Annotated in this window: 14 protein-coding genes and 2 pseudogenes; 6 read left to right on the plus strand and 10 right to left on the minus strand. The window is 64.6% G+C overall.

Going from position 1 to position 20,634, the window contains the following annotated elements:
* Positions 1-9 precede the first annotated feature (9 nt).
* On the plus strand, positions 10-1,425 hold the full coding sequence (locus ACYJP6_RS08705; protein ID WP_459474652.1) for a Y-family DNA polymerase: 1,416 nt from the start codon (positions 10-12) through the stop codon (positions 1,423-1,425).
* Positions 1,422-4,496, plus strand: coding sequence for an error-prone DNA polymerase (locus ACYJP6_RS08710; RefSeq protein ID WP_459474653.1), 3,075 nt, complete (start codon positions 1,422-1,424; stop codon positions 4,494-4,496). Before ACYJP6_RS08705 ends, ACYJP6_RS08710 begins: the two co-directional genes overlap by 4 nt.
* A 366-nt stretch (positions 4,497-4,862) precedes the next feature.
* Here the strand turns inward: ACYJP6_RS08710 and ACYJP6_RS08715 are convergent, their stop codons facing one another.
* On the minus strand, positions 4,863-5,522 hold the full coding sequence (locus ACYJP6_RS08715; RefSeq protein ID WP_459474654.1) for a FadR/GntR family transcriptional regulator: 660 nt from the start codon (positions 5,520-5,522) through the stop codon (positions 4,863-4,865).
* A gap of 286 nt (positions 5,523-5,808) precedes the next feature.
* On the opposite strand from ACYJP6_RS08715, the gene ACYJP6_RS08720 reads away from it, so the two are divergent.
* The 4 genes from ACYJP6_RS08720 (at position 5,809) to ACYJP6_RS08735 (ending at position 10,434) form a co-directional block, all read left to right on the plus strand.
* A complete protein-coding gene (locus ACYJP6_RS08720; protein WP_459474655.1) occupies positions 5,809-6,813 on the plus strand; it encodes an ornithine cyclodeaminase family protein in 1,005 nt (334 codons plus the stop codon).
* Positions 6,814-6,824: 11 nt separating this feature from the next.
* Positions 6,825-7,835, plus strand: coding sequence for a dihydrodipicolinate synthase family protein (locus ACYJP6_RS08725; protein WP_459474656.1), 1,011 nt, complete (start codon positions 6,825-6,827; stop codon positions 7,833-7,835).
* 80 nt (positions 7,836-7,915) lie between these two features.
* Entirely contained in the window at positions 7,916-9,403 is a 1,488-nt protein-coding gene (locus ACYJP6_RS08730) for an NAD-dependent succinate-semialdehyde dehydrogenase (protein ID WP_459474657.1), read from the plus strand.
* A gap of 83 nt (positions 9,404-9,486) precedes the next feature.
* Entirely contained in the window at positions 9,487-10,434 is a 948-nt protein-coding gene (locus tag ACYJP6_RS08735) for an IS481 family transposase (RefSeq protein ID WP_459474658.1), read from the plus strand.
* Between the two features lie 742 nt (positions 10,435-11,176).
* Here the strand turns inward: ACYJP6_RS08735 and ACYJP6_RS08740 are convergent.
* From ACYJP6_RS08740 to hisD, 9 genes and pseudogenes are all read right to left on the minus strand, one after another.
* Positions 11,177-11,686: pseudogene (locus ACYJP6_RS08740) on the minus strand (methyl-accepting chemotaxis protein); the annotation flags it as partial.
* 351 nt (positions 11,687-12,037) lie between these two features.
* Positions 12,038-12,808, minus strand: a pseudogene (locus ACYJP6_RS08745) (HAMP domain-containing protein); the annotation flags it as partial.
* 87 nt (positions 12,809-12,895) lie between these two features.
* Complete coding sequence (locus ACYJP6_RS08750) at positions 12,896-14,368, minus strand: carbohydrate porin (RefSeq protein ID WP_145250733.1); 1,473 nt, start codon at positions 14,366-14,368, stop codon at positions 12,896-12,898.
* Between the two features lie 86 nt (positions 14,369-14,454).
* Positions 14,455-15,243 (minus strand): SDR family NAD(P)-dependent oxidoreductase, encoded by a 789-nt coding sequence (locus ACYJP6_RS08755; protein WP_145250736.1) that lies wholly within the window; start codon positions 15,241-15,243, stop codon positions 14,455-14,457.
* Between the two features lies 1 nt (position 15,244).
* Positions 15,245-16,486 (minus strand): MFS transporter, encoded by a 1,242-nt coding sequence (locus tag ACYJP6_RS08760; RefSeq protein WP_145250739.1) that lies wholly within the window; start codon positions 16,484-16,486, stop codon positions 15,245-15,247.
* A gap of 53 nt (positions 16,487-16,539) precedes the next feature.
* The gene (locus ACYJP6_RS08765) at positions 16,540-17,478 is read right to left on the minus strand and encodes an NAD-dependent epimerase/dehydratase family protein (RefSeq protein ID WP_145250742.1); all 939 of its coding nucleotides are present in this window, start codon (positions 17,476-17,478) and stop codon (positions 16,540-16,542) included.
* Between the two features lies 1 nt (position 17,479).
* Positions 17,480-18,475, minus strand: coding sequence for a fumarylacetoacetate hydrolase family protein (locus tag ACYJP6_RS08770; RefSeq protein WP_145250745.1), 996 nt, complete (start codon positions 18,473-18,475; stop codon positions 17,480-17,482).
* A gap of 108 nt (positions 18,476-18,583) precedes the next feature.
* Positions 18,584-19,342 carry an SDR family NAD(P)-dependent oxidoreductase gene (locus ACYJP6_RS08775; RefSeq protein ID WP_222117148.1) on the minus strand — a complete coding sequence of 253 codons (759 nt, stop codon included), beginning with the start codon at positions 19,340-19,342 and terminating at the stop codon, positions 18,584-18,586.
* The gene (hisD, locus tag ACYJP6_RS08780) at positions 19,339-20,622 is read right to left on the minus strand and encodes a histidinol dehydrogenase (protein WP_145250748.1); all 1,284 of its coding nucleotides are present in this window, start codon (positions 20,620-20,622) and stop codon (positions 19,339-19,341) included. Before hisD ends, ACYJP6_RS08775 begins: the two co-directional genes overlap by 4 nt.
* Between the last annotated feature and the right edge of the window lie 12 nt (positions 20,623-20,634).

Below are 20,634 nucleotides of genomic sequence, written 5' to 3' on the forward strand. Positions count from 1 at the left end.
ACGACTGCCATGAAATGGGCCTGCATTTTTTTCCCGCAGTTCGCGTTGGACGGTGTGCTGCGCAACTGTCCTGACCCGGACGAGCCCTTAGTATTGCTCCACGGGCCTATCCAGCGCAGGATCATCAAAGCGGCGAACCCGGCGGCGTTGGCGCTCGGGCTCCGGCCGGAGATGACCTATACCGCGGCTCAAGCGATCTGCCCGCAGTTTGCGACGGTGGAGTACGACGAGGGGGCGCTACGGCGCCAGCACGAGCTGCTGGCGGCTTGGGCATATGGGTTCAGCTCCCAGGTGAGCCTGCACTTCGCCGATGCTCTGGTGCTCGAAGTGCAGTCGAGCCTGCCGCTCTTCGGCCCGTGGCCCAGATTCGAAGCGCGCCTGCGCCAGGAGCTCACGGCGCTGGGCTTTGGCCACCGGATCACCCTGGCGCCCAACCCAGTCGCCGCCCGGGTGTTGGCCAACGCCGGCGACAGCCTGGCGGTTCGCGACGATGCAGGTCTTGCCAGCGCCATGCGCACGCTGCCAGTAACGCTGCTTGGCTTCGAGCCCGAGATCGTCCAGGCCTTGAGCCGCATGGGGCTTCGGCAGCTCAGTCAGGTACTGGCGCTGCCCCGGGCCCAGCTCGCCCGGCGCTTCCCCCTGAGTCTGCTGAACCACCTCGATCAGATGCTGGGCAGCAAGGTCCTGCCCCTGGAGTTTTTCCTGCCCCCGACCACCTTCAGACTGCGGATCGAGCTCAACTTCGAAGTCGAGTCGACACAAGCCCTGCTGTTCCCCCTGCGTCGCCTGACCTCGGACCTGGCAACCTACCTCGCCGGTCGCGATATGGGGGCGCAGCGCTTCACCCTGCGCCTGGAGCATCGGGAGGCGCCAGCGACTGAAGTCGTGGTGGGGCTGCTCGCCCCTGAGCGGGATCCTGCGCTGCTGTTCGAATTTGCCCGGGGGCGCTTGGAGCCCACCCAAGTGGTGGAGCCAGTCCTCGCTATCGGCCTGGTTGCCGACGAGTTGCCCTCCTTCGTCCCTCAGCACCGCGGCCTCTTCGATGAGCGTCCGCAACAGACGGTGAGCTGGGAGCAGCTGCGCGAACGGCTGCGCTCTCGCCTGGGTGACGACGCGGTCTATGCGGTGGGCGCCCAGGGCGATCACCGGCCGGAGCGGGCCTGGCGGCGAGATACGCCTTCGCTGGCGCTCCAGGCATTGGGACCGAATCGGCGGCCAGGGTGGCTGCTGCCGGCGCCGGAGCCTCTGGATGTCGATCAGTTACGGGTCCTGAGCGGGCCTGAGCGGATCGAGAGCGGGTGGTGGGACGGTGAAGATGCTCGTCGGGACTACTACGTGCTCGAACTCGCCGATGGGCGTACGGCCTGGGCCTTCCAGTCGCCGGCGGAAGGGGCAGGCTGGTGGGTGCAGGGGTGGTTCGCGTGACACCCGGCTACGCGGAGCTGCACTGCCTGTCGAACTTCAGCTTCCAGCGCGGTGCTTCCAGCGTCGATCAGTTGTTCGAGCGGGCGAAGGCCATGGGCTATGAGGCGCTGGCAATCACCGACGAGTGCACGCTCGCAGGCATCGTGCGGGCCTGGCAGGCGTCAGAGAAGCACGACGTCCGCTTGATCGTAGGCGCTGAGTTCCAAGTCGCCCAGGGCCCCAAGCTTGTGCTGCTGGTAGAAGACCTGCAGGGCTACCAACAACTGTGCCGGCTGATCACCCTCGCCCGCCGGCGTGCGGACAAGGGCAGCTACCGGCTGCTGCGCGAGGACCTGAACCAGGTCGCTGGCCTTGTCGCGCTCTGGTTACCGGAGCGGAACGCGGAAGCGGAGGCGGTGCGTTGGTTGCTGGAGGTGTTTCCCAGCCGGCTGTGGATCGCCGCCGAGCTCCACTTCGATCAGGACGACCAGGTGCGGCTGCAGCAGCTGCAGGGGCTGGGTGCGGCCCTGTCGCTGCCGCTGGTGGCCGCTGGCGACGTACACATGCACTGCCGCGGTCGCCGGGCCCTGCAGGACACCATCACCGCGATCCGCCATCACGTCCCGGTGGCGGAAGCTGGCCAGTTGCTCTTCCCAAACGGGGAGCGTCATCTGCGTACCCGTGAGGCCTTGGCCAGGTGCTATCCGCCCGAGCTGCTGCAGGAGACCCTGCGCATTGCCGAGCGCTGCACCTTCAGCCTGGCCGAGCTGCGCTACGAGTACCCGAGCGAGGTAGTGCCGGAGGGACACACGGCCACCAGCTGGCTGCGGATGCTGACCGAAGAGGGCTGCGCCTGGCGCTGGCCCGAAGGCCTGTCTGTTCGGCTGCGCGCGCAGATCGAAAAAGAGCTTCAGCTGATCGCCGACAAGGCATACGAGAGTTACTTTCTGACGGTGCACGACATCGTCCGCTTCGCACGGCAGCAGGGGATCCTCTGCCAGGGGCGCGGCTCGGCCGCCAACTCTGCAGTCTGTTTCGCCCTGGGCATCACCGAGCTGGATCCAACCCGGATCAACCTGCTGTTCGAGCGCTTCATCAGCCACGAGCGCGACGAGCCGCCGGACATCGATGTCGACTTCGAGCATGACCGCCGGGAAGAGGTCATCCAGTACATCTTCCGCCGCTACGGCCGACAACGCGCCGCGCTCACCGCGGTGGTGTCCACCTATCACGCTGCAGGCGCCGTACGGGACGTGGCCAAGGCCCTAGGCCTGCCCCCAGATCAGATCACCACGCTGGCGGACTGCTGTGGCCGTTGGACAGACAACCTGCCGCCGCCGGCGCGCCTGCGCGAATCGGGCTTCGATCCTGATGGTCCCCTGCTCCACCGGATCCTGGTGCTCACCGGCGAGCTGATTGGCTTTCCCCGGCACCTGTCGCAGCACCCGGGCGGTTTCGTCATCGCCGATCAGACACTGGATACCCTCGTGCCGGTCGAAAACGCCGCCATGGAAGGACGTACCGTTATCCAGTGGGACAAGGACGACTTGGATGCGATGGGCCTGCTCAAGGTCGACATCCTCGCCCTGGGCATGCTCAGTGCCCTACGCCGTTGTTTCGACCTGGTCAAAGGCTATCGAGGTGAGGAACTGACCCTGGCCACCGTCCCTCAGGAGGATAAGCCGACCTACGCCATGATCAGCCGGGCGGACACCCTAGGCGTGTTCCAGATCGAATCACGCGCCCAGATGGCGATGCTGCCGCGGCTGAAGCCACAGACCTTTTACGACCTGGTGATTGAGGTGGCCATTGTCCGGCCCGGCCCCATACAGGGAGGGATGGTCCACCCGTATCTGCGCCGGCGGACCGGCCAGGAAGAAATCAGCTACCCGCCGGCGCTGGAGCGCGTCTTCGGCCGAACGCTGGGTGTGCCCCTGTTCCAGGAGCAGGTGATGGAGCTCGCCATCCTTGCCGCCGACTACACCCCCGGCGAGGCCGATCAGCTGCGCCGCAGTATGGCGGCCTGGAAGCGCCATGGTGGGTTGGAGCCGCATCGGGAGCGGCTCACCTCGCGCATGCTCGCCAACGGCTATACCGCGGAATACGCCGCGGACATCTTCCGGCAGATTGAGGGGTTCGGCAGTTACGGTTTCCCTGAATCCCACGCCGCTAGTTTCGCCCTGCTCACCTACGCCAGCTGCTGGCTCAAATGCCATGAGCCAGCGGCCTTCGCTGCGGCGCTGATCAACTCTTACCCGATGGGCTTCTACAGCCCAGACCAGATCCTGCAGGACGCACGGCGTCATCGCCTGCAGACCTTGCCTGTAGACGTGACCTGCAGCGATTGGGATTGCAGCCTCGAGACTGTCGCTGATAGCCCGCAGCCGGCCATCCGTATGGGTCTGCGTATGGTGCGCGGCCTGGCCGAGAAACATGGCCGCGCAATTGAACAGGCTCGCCGGCAGCGCCTGTTTCGCGACGTCACCGACCTGTGCTTACGCGCAGGACTTGATGCCAAGGCCCGGGAGTGCCTGGCGGATGCTGGGGGGTTGCAAGGTCTGGCCGGGCATCGCTTCCAGGCTCGCTGGGCCATGGCAGCGATCGAGCCGCAGCTGCCCCTCTTCGCCGAGGGCGCTGTGGTTGAGGAGGAGATTCAGGAGTTGGTTGCCCCTACCATAGGCGAAGACCTCCATTCCGACTACGCATCTATAGGTACTACGTTAGGTCCTCATCCCCTCACCCTATTACGCCCAGAGCTCATTGCCCGACGCCTGATGAGCTCGCGTGACCTCAAGGAGCGGCGTCATGGCCAGCCAGCCCGGATTGCTGGCCTGGTGGTTGGTCGCCAAAGACCCGGTACCGCTAGCGGAGTGACTTTCGTAACGCTGGAGGACGAGTTCGGAATGGTCAACGTGGTGGTCTGGCGAACTTTGGCGGAGCGGCAGCGAAGGGAGTTGGTTGCATCACAGCTGCTACGGGTGGATGGCACCATCGAGACACGAGATGGCGTGCTGCACGTTGTGGCCGGCCGCCTTGAGGACATCAGCGGGCTGCTACAAGGCCTGAATACCCGAAGCCGCGACTTCCATTAATTACTATCCGGCTAACCCGCAGCATTCCATGAACAGATTCGTCGCGGGCGCGTAGCAAGTACCAATCGCAACCCGGCAGCAGCTCGAAGCTTACTTTAGATCCAGCGGCTTCCGCCTACTTTGGACGACAAGGCGTATGGCGCTTTCTAGCGCGTCACTGGGATGCGCCAAAATCGGGACACGAGACTAAGTGGGAACGCTATTTTCATGCGCTCGATGCAGACCGAGACCTGCAGGAGCAACTACGCGAGCGGTTGCTCAACGCCTTACTTGATGGCGCGGTACCGCCCAGTGAGGCGCTGCCATCATCGCGCAAGCTCAGCCGACTAATGAGGATGTCGCGTAATACCGTGGTGCTCTAGCGCACTAGCGCGGTGCGAACATGCGTGTCCGCACCGACTGCAGATGACTGCGCATACTCTGCTCCGCAAGCAGCGGATCGTGAGCGGCGATGGCGTCGACGACAGCCTGGTGTTCCACTTCCACCGCCGAACGGGGCGCGCCGGCTTGGCCGAATACCCGCTCGATCCTGGCGTCTAGACCTAACTGGGCCTGGGCTCTCAGGCTTTCGTAGAACATCAGCAGCAGCGCATTGTGGGTCGCCTGAGCGATCGCCCGATGCATGGCTTCGTCCTGCCGCTTCCATTCGCTATAGCCGCCGGCACTAGCCATATCCGCGAGACTCTTGCGCATTACCGCGATGTCCGCAGGCGTCGCATGCATTGCGGCCTGAGCGGCGAGCTGGGGTTCGAGCAGAATCCGCGCATCGACGATATCGCCGATGCTGATAGCGGCCGCCCACTCCCGGTCGTCCAGCAACGCTGGGCGATTGCCGATGAAGGTGCCCTTGCCTACGTGTCGCCAGATCCTTCCCTGGTCTTCCAGTCTCTGTAACAGGGTGCGCAATCGCCCCCGCGATATGTTCAGGGCTTCGCTCAGCCTGGGCTCCGAGGGTAGCCGCGTTTCGCCTCGCTCGGCCGCCTGCTCGATGTATCTGCCCAGACGCAACCCATCATCGTCGTTCATTCCGCTGGTTCTTTCGGCCGTTTTCAGACGGCCATGGTAGGTCGTGCCTGGCCCACTCGCAAGTCAATCCATTGCCAAGCGCGGCTATCGATAGCTATTCGATTTGAAGAATAAACCAATCAATTTCTGTATTGACACGCATCAATTTGAGCATCTAACGTAGAGCGACCGACCCGCACAGCCCGGATCGGCCTCTTTCAATAACGAGCAAGGAGTTCACCATGCCGCGCCTCCTCACACATTCTCTTCAACCAGGCGGCCGATTTCTGGCGCAACGGTACCCCGCATGAATACCGCCCAGACCGCGCCGGTCTTCGTATCGAGCGCCGCTGTCCGCGCTGTCTTCCAATGGCCGGAAGCTATCGCCGCACTCCAGGAGGGCTACGCCCGACAAGCGGAAACGGGCGCCGTCCCCGCCCGCACCATCGCCAAGGCTGAGCGCACCTGGCTACGTACACTGCCGGCCATTCCGCCCGGAGGGCGCTACTACGGCGCCAAGCTGATGGGGATGGCGATGGGCGCCGCCATACCGGGTGTTGAATACGTGATCGTGTTGTTCGATCGGCAGACGAGCCGGATCGCCGCTTTCGTCGACGGCAACCTCGTCACCGGGCTGCGCACTGCTGCCACCACGGCGGCGGCCCTGGATCGCCTAGCGCCCGCCGGTCCGGCGAGCCTGGCGGTGCTCGGCAGCGGCCTGGAGGCGGCCATGCACCTGCGCGCCTTCGCCAGCGTGCGCCCCTTGCAGGAGGTAAGGGTTTTCAGCCCCACGCCCGAGCGACGCGAAGCCTTCGCCGCCGAAGCCCGACGCGACCTGGGTATCGTCGTGCAGCCCGTCGACACGCCGCAGGCTGCCGTGGAAGGCGCCCTCCTGGTGTTGGCAGCCGCCCGCTCACGTGGCGAGACGCCGATTCTCCAAGCGGACTGGTTGGCGCCCGGCGCGCGAGTGTTCTCAATCGGCTCCACGGTGCCTGAGCAACGCGAGGTGGACGTGTCGGTTATCGCCCTCAGCGATCTGATCGTCGCCGACGTGCTCGAGGAAGTGCTGGAACAGACCGGCGACCTGCTGGCGGCCCGGGCGGTCGGGATCGACGCCCATTCCAAGGCGATCAGCCTCGCCGCACTGCTCGATGGCAGCCAGGCCGAGCGCGTGGGTAAGGCCCAGGTGCCACTGTACAAGTCGGTCGGCAGCGGCCTGCAGGACATCCTGGTGGCCGAACTGATCCTGACCCGAGCGTTGCAGGCCGGGCTCACCACGCCCCTACCGATCACCTTCGACACCAAGCGCTAGAGGACACCACCATGCCCAGCTACAGCCGCAAGGAGGCCCGTGAATGGGCCCGGGAACGCCTGATCGGCGTTGCCAACGTGACCATCCCGACCGTTACGTCCGATTTCCAGCGCCTCAACGAGGCCGCTATCCGTCATGACATCCGCACCAGCATCGCCCACGGTTTCGTCGGTACCCTGACTTGCTCCGAAGTGGTCATCACACCCGAGGAATACGAGGAGTTCGTGCGAATCGCCGTGGACGAGTCAGCCGGGCGCCTGTTTGTAGTTCACCATGCCGTCTTCAATTCGCTGGCAGACAACATTGCTGCCGTTCGGCGCGCCGAGGCGGCGGGTGCCGAACTCGTGCTGCTCGGCTATCCGCCCTTCTTCCACCCCTCCTCGCTGGAAGAGGTCTACGCCTACACCAAAGCCCTATGCGACGCCACCAACCTCGCCGTGATGCTCTTTCCCATTCCCACCTGGGGCTTCTCACGCCTGGATCCCAGCGACCTACCGCTCTCGCTGCTCAGACGGCTGATCGATGACTGCCCCAACGTGGCGGCCATCAAGGCTGAGGGCGGAGCACCGCACATCATGGCGGCCATCGAGGTACACCGGGCCTTTCATCGCGAAGTGGTGATCTCGTCACCGCTCGAGCATGAATATGTACCGCTCGCACAGCTCATTCCCATTCCCTTCTGCGGCACTAATTTCTCGGCCTACTACGGCCCGGTATTGCCCCAGGTGCATCGTCTGATCCAAGCCGGGCGCTTCGACGAAGCCAGTGAGGTATTCCATCGTCTCGATCCGGCGCGCAAGGCCTTCGCCAGCGTGCCCCAGGCAGGAGGCGGCCTGATCAACCGGACGCTATGGAAATACGAGTCCTGGCTGCAGGGCTACAACGGCGGCCCACTGCGTCATCCCACCGGACGTATCTATGCCCGGGAGATGGCCGCGCTACGCCGTGGCCAGGAAGCCGCAGGCTTGGCCCCAACCCCCGATCCCGATGCTGACTTCTTCACCGGGCGCCATCCGCTCTGATCAGGCGCCCTCTCAACGAGGGCCCTGCCAGCTTGCCGACCAATACAGTGTCGGTGTCATCGCCGACCGGAGCCTTACTCATGCTCAATCTCGCAACAACGCTTCGTGATCCCAGCCTGCTGCGCCAGGCGATACTGATCGACGGTGCCTGGGTCCAGGCCGACAGCGGCCGTACCCTGGAGGTCCGTAACCCAGCCACCGGCCAGTTGTTGGCCGAGGTGCCGGATGCGGGCGCCCTCGAGACCCATCGCGCTATCGCCGCAGCTGAGCGGGCGCAGCGTCTCTGGCGTACTGAACTGCCCGCAGAGCGCGCGCGAATCCTACGTTGCCTCTATGACCTGGTGATTGAACACCTGGAAGACCTGACGTTGATTCTTACTGCCGAACAAGGCAAACCCCTCGCGGAAGCCCGCGGTGAATTACGCTATGCCGCCGGCTATATCGAATGGTTCGCGGAAGAAGCCAAGCGCGCCTACGGTGACCTGATCCCGACCAATGCAGCCGGTCGCCGTATCCTGGTGCAAAAGGCCCCAATCGGCGTCTTCGCGGCGATCACGCCATGGAACTTCCCGGCGGCAATGATCGCCCGCAAGGCGGCACCGGGCTGGGCCGCAGGTTGTGGTGGAGTGATCAAACCGGCGCGGCAGACGCCTCTGTCGGCGCTCGCACTCGGCGTGCTCGCCGAGCGGGCTGGTCTGCCCCCGGGCCTGTGCAACATCATCACCGGCGCCGCCCAGCCTATCGGCGAGGCGCTGACCAGCAGTCCTCTGGTACGCAAACTGTCCTTTACCGGCTCCACCGAGGTGGGTGCCCGGCTGCTCGCCCAATGTGCACCGACGATTAAGAAGACCAGCATGGAATTGGGCGGCAACGCACCCTTCATCGTGTTCAACGACGCCGACCTTGAGACTGCCGTGGAAGGCGCGTTGGCGGCCAAGTACCGGAACACGGGACAGGCGTGCATCGCCGCCAATCGCCTGTTCATCCAAGACGGTATCTTCGAGGCCTTCGCCACCCGGCTTGCCGAAAGGTCAGCGGCCTTGATGATAGGTCCTGGCACACAACCCGGGGTCGTTCAGGGTCCCCTGATAGATGCTCAGGCCGTGGCCAAGGTGGAGGAGCACGTCGCCGATGCCTGCGCCCGCGGTGCTCGCGTGCTCGCCGGTGGACGGCGCCATGCGCTGGGTGGCAACTTCTTCGAGCCTACGGTACTCGCCGATGTCCCGCGGGAAGCCCTCATATTTGCCGAGGAAACCTTCGGTCCGGTGGCGCCGCTGTTCCGATTTAAAGACGAAGCCGAGGCCGTCGCCCTAGCCAACGACACCCCGTTCGGCCTCGCCTCCTACGTCTATACCCGCGATCTCGGACGCGCGTTCCGGGTAATCGAGGCCCTGGAATTCGGCATGGTCGGCGTGAACGAAGGATTGATCTCGACCGAGGTAGCGCCATTCGGAGGAGTCAAGGCCTCGGGGCTCGGTCGCGAAGGCTCGCGCTATGGGCTCGACGAGTATCTGGAGCTCAAATATATAGCCTTAGGCGGCCTGGGCGACTCTCGGGCTCCGGCCTAGCTGTGATCTCTCAGTAGGTTGTTCATCCGGGGCATTCCCGGAATTCTGGAAGCGCGACCAACACAGCGTTCCAGGAGCCCCGGATGAACCTACATAAACATGCCCGTCTTACCCCTCGAGGTCGAGCCCTTCTCGTGCAACGCATGCTCACTGGGCTGCGCGCTGAGGATGCAGCACAAGCGGCGGGAGTCAGTGTCCGTACGGCCTACAAGTGGCTCAGGCGCTTTCGTGAGGAAGGCGAGTCCGGTTTGATGGATCGTTCATCACGTCCGCATTCCTGCCCGCATGGGACCTCGAGCGACCTGATCGCGCACTTGATCCAACTACGCCGATCTCGACATACCTATCGACAGATCGCCCAAGTACTCGGCGTGGCCGTCAGTACTGTTGCGCGTCGTCTCAAACAGGCAGGCTTTCATCGTTTGGCCGAGCTGGAGCCCGCCCCGGTGGTGGTGCGCTACGAATATCCCAAGGCCGGCGATCTGCTACACCTGGATATCAAGAAGCTTGGCCGATTTTGGAGACCAGGCCACCGCGTGACGGGGGATCGTCAGCAGGGCTGCGATGGCGCCGGCTGGGAGTTCGTACATGTGGCCATCGATGATGCGTCTCGGCTGGCCTTCACCAGCCTGCACCCGGACGAGCGCGGCAGTAGCGCCTGTCGAGCCTTGTTGCAGACGGTGCGTTACTACCGCGGCCTAGGTATCCGCTTTGAGCGAGTCATGACAGACAACGGTGCCTGCTACCGCTCTCATTCGTTTCGGCGCTTGTGTGCTCGGCTCGGGCTGAAGCACATCCGTACCAAACCCTATACGCCGCGTACGAACGGCAAGGCCGAGCGCTTCATCCAGACGAGCCTGCGTGAGTGGGCCTATGCTCGCAGCTACGACAGCTCCGAGCAGCGAGCCCAGCATTTACCCGCGTGGCTGCATCACTACAACTGGCACAGACCGCATTCCAGCCTCAACTACAAACCGCCCATCAGTCGAGCTCCGTTGCCACTGAACAACGTACTGGGTTTACACACCTAGCCTGCCACCCTCAGCACACCCGGCTGCCGGGCTCCTGACACGGCAGCCATTACCGCAGCTCCACGCGGTGCGACGCTCGATGGAAGTCCGCCTGATCCAGGCGGACTTCCATCGAGCGTTTGCGCTTGCCACAGTACCCTAGGCCCCGTAGCCGAACTCCAGTCACTCGTGTGACAGCGGCGTCCTGGCCAGGCCCGTTCATCTGTCGCGGCCCCCCAGTGAGGTTCAGACATCCCGCCGCGGCGGGTTTCTCCGGGGTCAACAGCTACCGGTGATCGGTTGCACGACTTGGATTCCGACAGCGCCTGCTCACCTTCGGCGACCTGGACACAACAAAGGCAATTCGAGATCGATACTGTACGGCCCCCTTGCCTGTCGCCGGCTGCTCCCGCACGTCTCGGAGGGTCGCCATCAGGGACCGAGTCGGTGCTTCCCACCCGGTTCGTCGGCCGAAACCCCAGGCTCATGGCGTGGATGTTCGAGGGCAAGATCGCCGCCGCCGTCGCACGCTCGACCGAAGCCTGCGAGACCGCCGCGAAGTTCGTTGGACAACCATAGGAGGAACGGGATGATTACTTTTTGCATGGGAAGCCACCACCAACGTTAGGCACCAGTCCACTCCGGAATCCGTGGCATCCGAAGCGATAGAGGCCGGCAATCCAGAAAGGTCTTTAGGGGAGCGGGGACACCTTGGGTAAAAAGCGGCGGACCTTGCGCCACAATCAAGGCCAAGGCCGCGGATTCAATAGCTAAAACGGCTCGATCGCTCGTGGAGTGACATTGCCAACCGCTGAAGTTCGCCGGTGGCAGTAGTGGTCTGGACGGAAATCTGCTCGACCCGCTCAGCTAAGTTTTTGATGCTCAGCAAACGGATGTCGACCTCACGCGCGGCTTGGGCCTGTTCGCTGGAAGCCTGGGTAAGTACCAGGTTGCGCTCATTCAGGGCGCTCATGTTGGTCACGATGAGGTCCAGCGCCGTGCCGGCGGCTGCCGTCGAATCCCAGGTGCCCACCGCAAGCTCTCGACTACTGTGCATGCAGCCCACGGTTTCTTCGGCGCTGCTGACCACCGCATGGATCAACGCCTCAATTTCGCCGGTTGAGGCTTGCGTACGGTGCGCCAACGCGCGGACTTCATCCGCAACCACGGCGAAACCGCGGCCCTGCTCGCCTGCCCTCGCTGCTTCAATAGCCGCATTAAGGGCCAAAAGATTAGTCTGATCGGCTACTCCGCGAATCACGTCCAGCACGATACGGATCTTCTTGATCCTGTCATCGAGTTCGATGACCTTGCTCGTGGAACTCTCGATCTCACCAGTGAGGGTCTGTACCGCAGTCGCAGCATCGTTGACCCTCTCCCGACCGGTGCCAGAGTTGTCGACGGTTTTCTCGGATAACTCGGTGCTCGCTGCCGCGCTTCGCGCGACCTCTTCAATGGCAAGGGTCAATTCAGTAATGGCAGCACTAGCTTGTTGCAACTCGGCGTTTTCCCGATCGACAAGCTCACGACTGGCCACAGTGCCCTGGGCCAACTGTGCCGCTGCGGTCACCAATTCGTCCGCTGCACCAGCGATGGCGCTCAGCGCCTCCATGAGTTGCTGGCGCATGTTCACCAGAGCCCTGAGTAGCGTTGCTATCTCATTGTTGCCTTCCACCAGGAGAGTGCGCGTCAGATCGCCCGTGGCGAGGCGGCTGGCATAGTCCACGGCTTGCTGGATTGGTCGAGCGATAAGGCGCTTGAGGTACCAGGCCAGACAGGCGGCGAGCAGCAGTGAGATGACGATCGCGCGCTCGAGACGCCGCTGAGCTTCTTGCCCTTCCAACCTTACCCGGTTAGCCGACGCCTCGACCGCCGCCGCGACGTCCTGACCGGCCCGGCCGAGCGCTTGCATCGCCGCATCATAGGCGGGCATGACCTGGTCGCGCATCGTCTGGTGCAAGGCGCCTGCATCGCCATGGCGCAAGGCGGCCAAGCCGCTTTCCATATGCTTGAGATAGTCCGCCCAGGCGTCATGGAAAACTGCAAGATCGCGCGGGGCTATCACGTCCAAGACTAGCAGCTGGCGGTACCCGTCCTCCGTCGATACCGCGTCCTGACCGAGCCGAGTCATGACCTGAGCGATGACTTCTGGGGACGTGCCACTAAAGCTCAGTGCCATGACACTGAACAGATCACGATTGTGCGCCGTGGCACTCTGTTTTAGATCACCGACCAGACGCGATGCAGGCAGCGACCGCTCCAACACGACCTGAGCGGCCTGCGCCTGCCGATCAACGGCCAGGCGACCAAACAAGCCGGTAAGAACGGTAACCGTCGCACTCAGGGCGAAGGCTAGGTAGAGCGTTGTTCCAAGTTTAAAGCGATGTCTACGCATGGCGCTCACTTAGCTGTCCTAGCCCGCATCCGACAGAAACATGGCATGGGTCTGCTGAATGCGAGTTAGAGGGGGCTGAAGACGAGATTATTTAAGGCCGTTCAAGCCCAAAAGTTGATCGAACTGCACATGCAGCAGCACGCCGAAGGCGTAGCCGTCGCGTGGATTGTCGCCACTGAAAGGATTGAGGTAGCTGCTGCCGTGGAAGGTGCGGGTCACGTAGGGGCTGAGCACGATGCTGTCGGTCAGGACGAAGTTGGCGTCCAGGGAAAGCGCGTACTCATCGCGCCCAGGCCGATAGTCGCCGCCGCCGCTGCTCGCGGCATGGGCGTCTTCGAGGAATCGCTGCTGGTGATCGCTGAGCTGCGCCCAACTGGCCTTGATGGAATAGCTGTCGAACGGTCGGCTGCGGAACGGCGCCGATAGGATCAGACCCAGATCGGCCTGATTGGCCACACCGCTGGCAGTCTCCTCTTCGAATACGTGGGAGAGGCTGCCATGGACGCTTAGGGCGGTAGGATTGCGTACCCCAGGCTGACCGCCATCGGCGCGCCAGAAGGTCTGTTTCGCGCCTACATAGAAGCCACTGACGCCATCATGGGTAGCAGGTGCGGCCTGGCTGGTGACCCGGGAGGTGCCATCGACGGTGTAGTAGGGATCGTTTTGTCGACGATTGTTATAGAACCCCATCAGCTCGAAAGAGGTGGGATAGGTGCTCATCGAAAAGTCGGTCCGGTAGGCGATGTTGCCCAAGTAGATGGTACTCAACGACCCGCCCATGTCCCCCTCGCGCCGCTCCCAGCCGTTGGTGAACGGATAGGCGTTGTAGCTACGCCAGGTACCCAGCTGAGCACGCCATTGCGGGGTGAAATCGTAGGCACTGCGGAAACTCCAGTTGGCATAGGGAGGCGGGTTAATCCCCGCCGTATCCTGCAAAATAGCCGGGCTCACACAGCCGTAAGGCAAATTGCACAGCGGCAGGGCGAAATAGGTGCCGGCGTTGCTCTTGCCCGCCTCCAGGGTCAGACGGTCGTCCAGCAGACGCTGCTCATAGGTGAACAGCGTCAGGTGGCTAACGCGGGGAATATAGGGTGATGGCTTGCCCGCCAGCGCGTCGCCAACCTGGGTACCGTAGGCGAGGTTCGAGGTCCAAGGCACATAGAGCTGCATGAAATGCACCAGCCCCCCCGGTACGCCGGCAAGCTTGTCCATGTCGAAGTCGGCACCTATCCCGAACAGCGTCAACGTTCCGTGACGGCCGGTATCGACGCCTGCGCTGGGGTTGGCAAGGTAGAACTGCGTCATGTCCAAGTGCGGACTGATGCCCTGTTCCTTGAGCCAGCGCCCCTGCTCTTCCAGCGGCCGTCCGGCAGCCGCGGGTTGCCGCGGCTCGACGAACAGTACCCGCGGCCCTACCCGTTCGTTAGGCAGGCTGTCGTCGGTGCTGGAAGGCAGCTGCTGACGCCCTCCCTGATCCAGATCGGCGGCGAACACCGTTCCGGCATGAAGCGCGGCTAGTACCAGGGAGAGAACGAAAAACTTGCCATGGGTGTTGTTCATGTCGACATCCTTTGTTGTTGTTATTGCGGACACAGTTACCCGCGGCATCGCCAGATGCCTGTGCGGGGGAAGTTGAACGTCTTGCTTCAACCGGCGGTAGCGCCAGCATCTACCGCCAGATCAGCCCCGGTTATCCAGACGGCCTCGTCAGACGCCAGAAAGACTGCTGCCCAGGCGACGTCCTCCGGCATGCCCAGCCGTTCGCGCAGGAACTGACGGCTAAGAGCCGTAGGACGCAGCTCAGGATCTCGTGCCATATGAGCCCGCGTGGCTTGCGTCTCGATCAGCCCGGGTGACAGGGTGTTGGCGCGGATGTTGTGCGGCCCGCCCTCCATCGCCAGTTGGCGGGTCATGGCCAGCACCCCGCCCTTGCCGGCGCAGTGAGCAAGGGCGGGCGAGCCCTCCAGCGCCATCCGCGCATTGGCGGATGCGAAATTAAGGACCACCCCGCCGCCGCGCGCCTTGAGCACCGGCCAGGCGGCCTGGCAGACCAGGAAGACGATGTCCAACTCACCCGTGAGGGTCCGCCGCCACTGGGCTTCGTAATCCATGTCCTCGATCCAGGCGAAGGCACCGAAGGCTGCGGCGTTGACTAAACAGTCAAAGCCGCCGTCGCCCTGGGCACAGGCCCACTCGATCCACGTTTTTACCGCGGCCGGCTGGGTAAGGTCACAGGTGTATATGGCCAGGCTCTGCAGCCCCTCTGCCCGCGCCAGGGCAAGGGTCTGCTCGGCCGCTTCAGCGTCGCGATCGCAGCCCAATACCTGGGCGCCCTGACGGGCGAACAGCAGTGCACAGGCCTGACCGATTCCATTGCCCACGCCGGTGATCAGGGCAATCTTGCCGGCGAGCCGGCCGCGTTCGGTAGCAGCCATCTCAGGCTTCCTCGACATTGCGAGCGGCGAAGGGAAAACCGATCCGCGGCCGGCTGCAGAAGGCGCACAACAGGGCGATGACCGCCATCGGCAGCAGGACCCAGGCCGCCAGGCCCACCGTGGCCGCCAGACCTTGGGTATGTGCGGTGACCGCAACCACCAGGATGGGACTCAGGAAGGCGCCCAGCGAATAGCTGCCATACCAAGCACCGGTGCCGAAGGCGCGACGCTGCCAGGGCAGTTCGCGCATGTTCCAGATGGCCAGACTCGGCAGCATCAGGCCGCAACCCAGGCCGTTGATCAGCGCCACCATTAGCATCAGGGAGGCCCGGTCGGCCCAGGGCACCAGCAGGAAGCTGCAGCCGATCAGGCCGAACGCCACGGCCAGGCAATGCGGGATGCGCAGCTTGAGACGCAGCAACAGGTGCACGCTGAGCGTACCCAGCACGATCATCACGCTGCAGGCCGAGGCGATCATGCCGGCAGTGCTCGGCGAGGCCTGGCCGATGTCGCGCAGCAGGTAGGCCAGCTGGATCTGTAACACCATGAAGGCGACACCGCCCACCAGGGTCACGAGGCAGATCACGGCCAAGAGCGCGGGGCGAAAAGCCTTGGCCTGCTGCGACGCATCCTGGGTATCTTCGGCGCTCAGGCTCTGACGCTGCGGCTCCCACAGCAGGAAGTAGGCAAATAGTGCCATGACCAGGGCGACCACATAGACCATGTACGGCATCCGCCAGCCGAGTTCACCCAGGGCACCACCGATCATGAAGAAGAGGATGGCGGAGCTGGCGGCGAAGGTGGTCTGCAGGGCCAGGTAGCGTTGCCGGAGCGCGCCGCTGTAGTAATCACCGATCAGCGTGGTGCTGATGGTCACGACCACTGCCTCCATGCAACCCAGCAGGATCCGACTGATGATGATGGCATGCAGCGACTCGAGGAACAGCGGCAGCACGCCCATGCACCCATAGCCCACCATGGCCAGCAGCAGCAGGCGTTTGCGGCCCAGGCGATCGGCCACGATGCCCATCAGGGGCCCCAGCAGGGCCACCATCAGTCCGGGCACGGCCAGCGAGATGGGGACCAGGAACTGCACGTTGGGCACATCGGCGAAATGCGCCTGCATCTGCGGCAGGCTGGGCGCCACCACAATGGCCGCCATGGGTGCCAGGCAATTGATGAGCAACAAGAGATAGGTGGCGATACGAGCCACGGAAGAGCCGGAACGGGCGGGAACGGTCATGGTGTTCTCCTCAGCTTGTTATTGTTGTTCGGTGACTACCTGGACGGCGGACGTCAGCCGTCCAGGGTGCGTTCGATCAAGCTAGCCAGGTCGCCATCGTGCTTGAAGCCCAGCGCCTCGGCCTTAGGGGTAGCCAGAGCGGGATAGCGGGCGAAGGCTCGCTCCAGGTCGGGATCGGGGCGATAGCTGACCAGTTGTCGACGGTCGGCACCGAAACGAGCGCACAGCCCGTCCACCACCGCAGCGAAACTCAGGTGCAGCACCGGCAGCGTTACCGCACGGCGCTCGACCAGCGCCGCGCTGGGCACACGCGCGGCGTGCAGCAGGTTGTCGACGCAGCGCGCCGCCGACATCCACCAGGCGGTACCTTCCGCCGCGACCGGGCAGACGAAGGCTTCGCCATCGCGCAGTCGCCAGAACAGGTCGCTCATGAAGGCCGACAGTAGGCCGGAAGGCTGCGGCGGTCGCGCCACGATGCCGGGCAGGCGCAGGGCGATGCCATCCAGGCCACCACGCCGGGAGAAGTCGTCCAGCAGCAGCTCGCCGATCAGCTTCTGGGTGCCGTAGCTCAATTGCGGGCGCAGCGGGGCCGCCTCGTCCATGGGCGTCATCGGCAGGCGACCATAGACGGCAATGGTGCTGGCGAACACCACGCGCGGCGGCTGGGTAGGCCTTTGCAGGCCCTCGAACAGCGCCAGGGTGGCGTCCAGGTTGACCCGGCGGCCCAGGGTGTAGTCCCGTTCGGCCAGCCCACCGGGCACGCTGGCCAGGTGGAACACAACCTCGGCCGGGTGGGCGAGCGCGGCGGCCAGCACCTCCGGCTCGGCCAGGCTGCCCGTGAGCGAATGGATCCGCGGATCGCTCGGCACGTCGGGCAACTGGACGTCTAGCAAGGTCAGGCGCGTCCAGGGCAAGGCCTCGGCATCGTCCAACAGGCGACGCACCAGGCACTGGCCGACGAAACCGCCGGCACCGGTCACGAGGACATGCATCTCACACCTCCGACGGCAGCGGCGCCGCGACGAATTGGTGATCGATGGCGCCGAACAGGCTCTGGCCATCGAGGCCGATGATTTCGAATCTCAGCCGATCACCGAAGCTCAGGAACGGCGTGCGCGACTCGCCCTGCTCGAGCTTTTCGATGGCGCGCTGCTCGGCCAGGCAGGCCGAGCCCGTGCGACGATAATCGCGGTTGGAAAAGGTGCCCGAGCCGAGCACGGTCCCGGCGCGCAACCGGCGGGTGCGCGCGAGGTGCATCACCAGTTCGGGAAAGCTGAAGTCCATCTCGCCGCCATGGGGCTCGCCGAAGCGTTCGCCATTGAGCTCCACGTGCAGCGGTAGCTGGACCCGGCCGTCGCGCCAGGCGTCGCCTAGCTCATCCGGGGTGATGGCGACCGGCGCAAACACCGTGCTCGGCTTGGCGCGCAGCGGTCCGAAGCCGATGCTGATTTCCTTGAACAGATGGGCGCGAAGGCTGACGTCGTTGAGCAGCATCAGCAGGCGGATATGGCCGGCGGCGGCGGCGGGCTGGACGCCCAGGGGCACGTCGTCCAGGACCACGGCCACCTCACCCTCGAAATCGATGTGCTGGTCTTCGCCAGGCACCGGGTAGTCGTCGCAGGGGCCGTAGAAATCGTCGCCGCTGCCCTGATAGATGATGGGGACACCCGCGTCCTTTTTAATATTCAGGTCATACGCCCGTTCCATGAGGTTACCGTGGGAAAGGAACGCTGAGGCGTCGGCCCATTGGTAGGCCCGAGGCAGGGGCGCCATGACCGCCTGGGGATCGAAGGCGAAGGCCTCCGCGACGCGGCCGGCGTTGAGTTCGGCATAGAGCACTTCGAGCTGGGGTGCACAGGCCTCCCAGTCTTCCAACACGGTCTGCAGCCGCGGCATCGATGCCGGCGCGATCACCGCCCGGCGCAGATCACGCGAGACCACCAGCAGCCGACCGTCGCGGCTACCGTCCTTGAGCGAGGCGAATTTCATGGGGCAATCTCCGTTGAGGTGGGGCAAGCCGCCACCTGGATGAGTTCGAGCAGGCCGCCACGAGGGATGCACCGTTGTGCGAGGGCGAGAGTGTTCATGGCATCCCTCCTAGGCGAGCGGGCGACCGCCATCCACGGGGATGACGGCGCCGGTGGTGAAGGTCAGTTGGGTGGCCAGGGCCAGTACCGCTGCCGCCACCTCCTCGGACCGGGCCAGCCGCTGTAGCGGGGTGCGGGCGGCCTGTTCGTCGCGCCAGGCACGGTCCAAACCGGCGACGAATTCGGTGTCGGCGAGGCCCGGGGCGACCCCTACCACCCGGATCCGCGGGGCCAGGGCGCGCGCCAGGGACTGGGTCAGGTTGTCCAGCGCCGCCTTGGACGCGCAGTAGGCCAGGTTGCTGCCCATGGCCGTGCGCGCCGCAATGGAGCTGATGTTGACGACCAGGCCGCTACCCTCGCGCTCCAGCAAGGGCCGCAGCGCCCGGACCATGGCCAGGGCGCCGCGTACGTTCGTGGCGAAGATGCGATCGAACAGCGCATCGTCCAGACCCTCCAGATCGGCATGGGCGACGAAGCGAGTAGTACCCGCGTTGTTCACCAGCACGTCGCAGCGGCCATAGGTACGCTCGATGATCGCGGCCTGCTCGACCAGTGCGGCGCTCTCGGTGACGGGCAGCGGCATGGCGGCGTGGGCCAGCTCGGCGACCGGCAATTCGGCCGCCAACCGGTGGGCGGCCTCGGCGGAGGCGTGATAGCCGATCACTACCGCGGCACCTGCAGTGGCCAGAGCACGGCAGATCGCCGACCCCAACCCGCCCGCGCCGCCGGTGACCACCGCCACCCGCCCGGCCAGGGGCTGGCCGCTCACGGACGACCGCCCAGCCGGCGCACGCGAATGTCCGCCTGCTCCTTGTGCCCGGAGAAATGCTCCAGGGCGCAGAGCCGCGAACACACCTCGCCGATGGCCACGCTGGCGGCATCGGTGAGGATGCGCTGGTAGGTATGGGTCTTGATGAACTTGCCGACCCAGAGCCCACCGGTGTAGCGCCCCGCGCCCTGGGTCGGCAGCGTGTGGTTGGTGCCGATCACCTTGTCGCCGTAGGCCACGTTAGTGCGATGGCCGAGGAAGAGCCCGCCGTAGTTGGTCATGCGCGCGAGGAACCAATCCGGATCACGGGTCATGACCTGCACGTGCTCGGAACAGATCCGTTCGGACTCCGCGAGCAACTCCTCATCGGTGTCGCAGAGGATGATCTCGCCATAGTCCCGCCAGGCCTGGCTGGCAATGGGCGCGGTATCCAGGCGGGCGAGCACCTGCTCGATGGCCGCCGGCAGTTCCTCGGCGATGCGGGCGCTGCTGGTGAGGCACACCGCCGGCGAGGTGGGGCCGTGCTCGGCCTGCCCGAGCAGGTCCACCGCCACCAGTTCGGCATCCACGCTGTCGTCGCAGATCACCAGGGTCTCGGTGGGACCGGCGAAGAGATCGATGCCGACGCGGCCATAGAGCTGGCGCTTGGCTTCGGCGACATAGGCGTTGCCCGGCCCGACCAGCATGTCCACCGGGGCGATGCTTTCGGTCCCCAAGGCCATCGCCGCCACGCCCTGTACGCCACCCATCACGTAGATCTCGTCGGCGCCGGCCAGGGCCATGGCGGCGACGATCTCCGGCGAGGGCTTGCCGGCGAAGGGCGGCGCGCAGGCGATCACCCGCTTGACCCCGGCCACCTTGGCGGTGAGGACGCTCATGTGCGCCGAGGCCAGCAGCGGATACTTGCCCCCGGGGATGTAGCAACCCACAGAATTGACCGGGATGTTGCGATGCCCCAGCACCACGCCGGGCAGGGTTTCGACCTCGACGTCGCGCAGCGACAACAGTTGCACCTGGGCGAAGCGACGAATCTGCGCCTGGGCGAATTCGATGTCGGCGATGGCCTGGGGCGAGAGGCTGTCGATACAGGCCTGGATCTGTTCGGCCGAGAGGCGGAAATCCTCCGGGGCCCACTTGTCGAAGCGTTCGGAGTAATCGCGCAGGGCGGCATCCCCGCGCTGCTCGATGGCGCCGAGGATTTCTTCCACGGTGGTGCGGACTTGGGCGTTCAGCTCGGCCTTCGCCTCGGCGGGACGGCCCTGTTTGAGTTGCCGGATCATGTGCAGCTCCTG

The organism is Pseudomonas sp. No.117 (genome assembly GCF_054558395.1).